Annotated in this window: 4 protein-coding genes; all 4 read left to right on the top strand. The window is 60.2% G+C overall.

What is annotated here, in order from left to right; all coding sequences use genetic code 11:
• Positions 1–563: hypothetical protein (locus tag BMI89_RS20445; RefSeq protein ID WP_210402191.1), on the top strand; the 563-nt coding region annotated here is incomplete at its 5' end.
• A gap of 752 nt (positions 564–1,315) precedes the next feature.
• On the top strand, positions 1,316–1,804 hold the full coding sequence (locus BMI89_RS20440) for a hypothetical protein (protein ID WP_078572599.1): 489 nt from the start codon (positions 1,316–1,318) through the stop codon (positions 1,802–1,804).
• Positions 1,805–1,911: 107 nt separating this feature from the next.
• On the top strand, positions 1,912–2,352 hold the full coding sequence (locus tag BMI89_RS20435; protein ID WP_078572598.1) for a hypothetical protein: 441 nt from the start codon (positions 1,912–1,914) through the stop codon (positions 2,350–2,352).
• A 107-nt stretch (positions 2,353–2,459) separates the two neighbouring features.
• Positions 2,460–2,795 carry a hypothetical protein gene (locus BMI89_RS20430; protein ID WP_078572597.1) on the top strand — a complete coding sequence of 112 codons (336 nt, stop codon included), beginning with the start codon at positions 2,460–2,462 and terminating at the stop codon, positions 2,793–2,795.
• Positions 2,796–3,214: the final 419 nt, after the last annotated feature.

Raw genomic sequence — 3,214 nt, 5'->3', positions numbered from 1 at the left:
TGATCTCCTTCTCGTCGAAGATCAGCAGACTGCAAATCGTAGCTTATGTCAGTGTCCGAATTTCAGGGGGTAGCTCAAAGCTCGAGGAATATGCACGTTCAATCCTCAAACAGGTTTTGGCGATGGGCGAAGGGGCTCACACCACAAAACTAGGTCAAGAACGTGTTCACATCGGCGTCGAACCGATGCTCTTGGCCTTGGCTATGGAGTTCGCGCTCAAGGCCTGGTTCGTATGGGATCATGATCGACACGACCCAATCAAGACACATAACCTCGCCAAGCTTTTTGATGCTTTGCCCCCGTCGAGCCAAGAGAGCCTGAACATCGAGTTCAAAAAAAGGGTGGCACCTTTCGTCCCGTTGGCAGGATGGATGGACTACAATATCAGGGACATCCTCGATCATCACGCCAATGCTTTTGTTGAGTGGCGTTACCTCCATGAGGATCGGGATGGTGGAATAAGCTTCGACTTCACTACATTCATTGCAACGCTTCAGCTGGTCTTGGATGAATTCGGAAAGCGCTATGAGACGAAGGAAATCAAACCTTGGCGCGTTCTGTAAGTAAGTCTTCGCAATGCGCTTGCGCTGCGTTCGCTGTCCACGCGGGCTTTTAGAAAGTTGCAGTGCGGTTTGATTTTCGATTGTGAGAATCTCTTTTGGGTCGATCGAGGAGGTATGATGCAAATGACATTCCCCGTCAGTTCTTCCTCCCCAACGACTGGACCGCCCGCCTGTCCTCCGAACGCAGCTGCCCCACGCACTCCCTCGTTCCACAGGCCTTTGCCTAACCGGTGCGCAGGGTCCTCTACTCACTAGACGGCCCGCGCAATCGTCCTCCGGCCGATAGCGCGTCCCGTGCGTTCGCTGGGGCGCAGCCCCAGACCCGGCGCCGCTGCGCGCCGCATGGGGGAAGCTCCACATCCCCCAAACCCCCAGGGCAGGGATCGTTCGCCACTTTCCCTGCACCCTAAGGCGCCCATCCGGCGGACCGGGGGAGACTTTCGCCAATCTCCCCGGACCCTCTCGGCGTCCTTCCGACGGATCGAAGAGGCGCGCGCCACCCTCTCCGAACTCTCCCGGCGCCCCCGGCGGGTCGAGAGGGATGTCACCCCTCTCGACGCTCTCCCCTGCACCCGCGCGATCTGCCCGCAGGCGAGCGATCGATGGGGCGCGGGAGGGCAGGCCTCGGCGCATGTCTTGCTTGCGTGCAGCGTCTTTGACGCACGCAATCAAGCCAAGCCCCGAGGCCGCGTATCGGGGTTCGTTGGTGAGGTTTCGCGCGTCGTTTTCCTTTTCAACGACACGAGGCACTCATGCTCTACGACCGATACCTTCGGCTGCTTCCGGGCGGCCAGCTCAAACCGGGCGATATCTTTCTGATGCGCTTTCCTTATGCATCCGACCGCAGGCGCGACGGCGAGTTCGACATCCCGCCTGGCACGCGTCCTTGCTTGCTTCTCTCGCGCGGTCTGATCGGTGATGTACCGATGAACATCGTCGCGCCCGGTGTCAGCCCGGAGGGCCGGCTGCTGCGCGAAGACGACATCGTCATTGCTGATGACGATCAAGCTGCCGCTTGCGGGCTCTATCGTCCGACGATGTTTCGCGCATCGCATCGGCTCTTCATCGCGACCGGGTCCGACCTGTTCGAGCGCAACGCCCGCATCGGGCGCCTCGGTCCCGTGCAGCGCGAACAATTCGAAGCGGTCGAGACGCTGCTCGCAACCGCACGACGCGAGGTTCGGTCGCGGCTGAGGCCGCGTGTCGCGATCTACCGCCCGAAGCCGCTCATCCAACCGTAAACGCGCTGCCGACCGGGGCTGCAGCGTCCGTCCGCCTGCCTGTCGAGGCGGACGGATCTTGCAGCCCTGTTTCGTCTCTTGAACCCTATTTCTTCGAAAGATCACTCATGACTCACGATAAACACCCGCCTGAACTCACCGTCGAAGAGCTCCGCAAAGAGCGCAATGTGCTCGCAAATGTCGATCACGGAGCGACCGCCAAGCCGTCCCCGAATGATCTCGAGAATGCGCCGCTTCTCGACGACTGGTTACTCTTCACCGGATTCGAGGACATCTCGCTGATTGGTCGCCTTACGGAAGCCAACGGCCGCACCCGAACGCTGATCACACGGGCTCTCATCGCGCTCGATGAAGAGCTCGATTGGGCATTTCTCGAAGACGGCTACATGCGGCTCGGACCTCGGTTTTCAGTCGAAGAGGCACCGCCGCATCTCGCGATGCGCGCGGTCGCGACCGATCTGAGGGGGATCCGCACGGACCTCGAAGGGCAGGCATATTGGGCGCAAAAAGCGCTCGATGCGCTTGGCGAGATGCGCTGCGATGCCTGATTTCCTGATGGTTGGAAATGATCCTGATGGGATCGGCTGAACCGCCACCGCTGCGGCCCCTCGATGAGGGCCGCAGCGCCCGCAGTTCAGCTACGAAAGGATGTCCGATGTTTCAGCAACCGAACCGGATCGACACTGTGAACAGCATGGCGCGCGAGGCAATCGACGCTCTCGATGCGCTGCCGACTGAGGCTCTCCGGGGCGCAGAGTTCGATCGCGATATTTGCGAGCGACTTGTGATCAACGGCGAGGTGATCGGCGAGGACTTCCGCGAGGCGGGTGCGGAGATCCTGCGCCACCTCGCGCGTATCGAGCCCGAAGAACGATTTGCACGCGAACTCGACAGCGCGATGCGTCGACTGCGGGACGCAATCAATGGTTCCTATCGTACGGCCGTTGCTTTCGGTGCGGAGCACGCGAGCAGCATCCAGCGAGCCGCATGATGAAGATATGACGCCGAACGGCGTCGAAGAGATGGCGGTGGTAATCCGCCTGGGCGCGCCAACAAATCCTTTCCGCATATGCTCCAAACTCAACCGGAACCGGCGCGCCCAAAACCCCTTCAGCCCAAACGACCCGGCGTTCGGCACGCACAGCGTTGTGGTGCCTGAAGTTTGATTGGCTCTTCACCGACGAATTTGATGCTAACGGCCATGTTGACCGAGTTGTCGCTGTCGGCCCATTCCGAACATTCGTTAGTCGGCCGTCGCGGCGAGGCGGCCTGCCCGAAACAGCCATCCGTGACATCGCGCAGCACCTACTGACATGCCGATGTCAGCAATGCAGGACAAAGCGCTTATTCGCGGCATGTGCACCAAAGTCCGCTTTGCAATAGTCATGCGACGGCAAGCGTGCCATTCTT

The organism is Thioclava sp. F36-7 (assembly GCF_002020075.1).
GTDB classification, from domain to species: domain Bacteria; phylum Pseudomonadota; class Alphaproteobacteria; order Rhodobacterales; family Rhodobacteraceae; genus Thioclava; species Thioclava sediminum.
The sequence above is the reverse complement of the archived record's forward strand: the minus strand, read 5'-3'. Positions and strand labels throughout refer to the sequence as shown.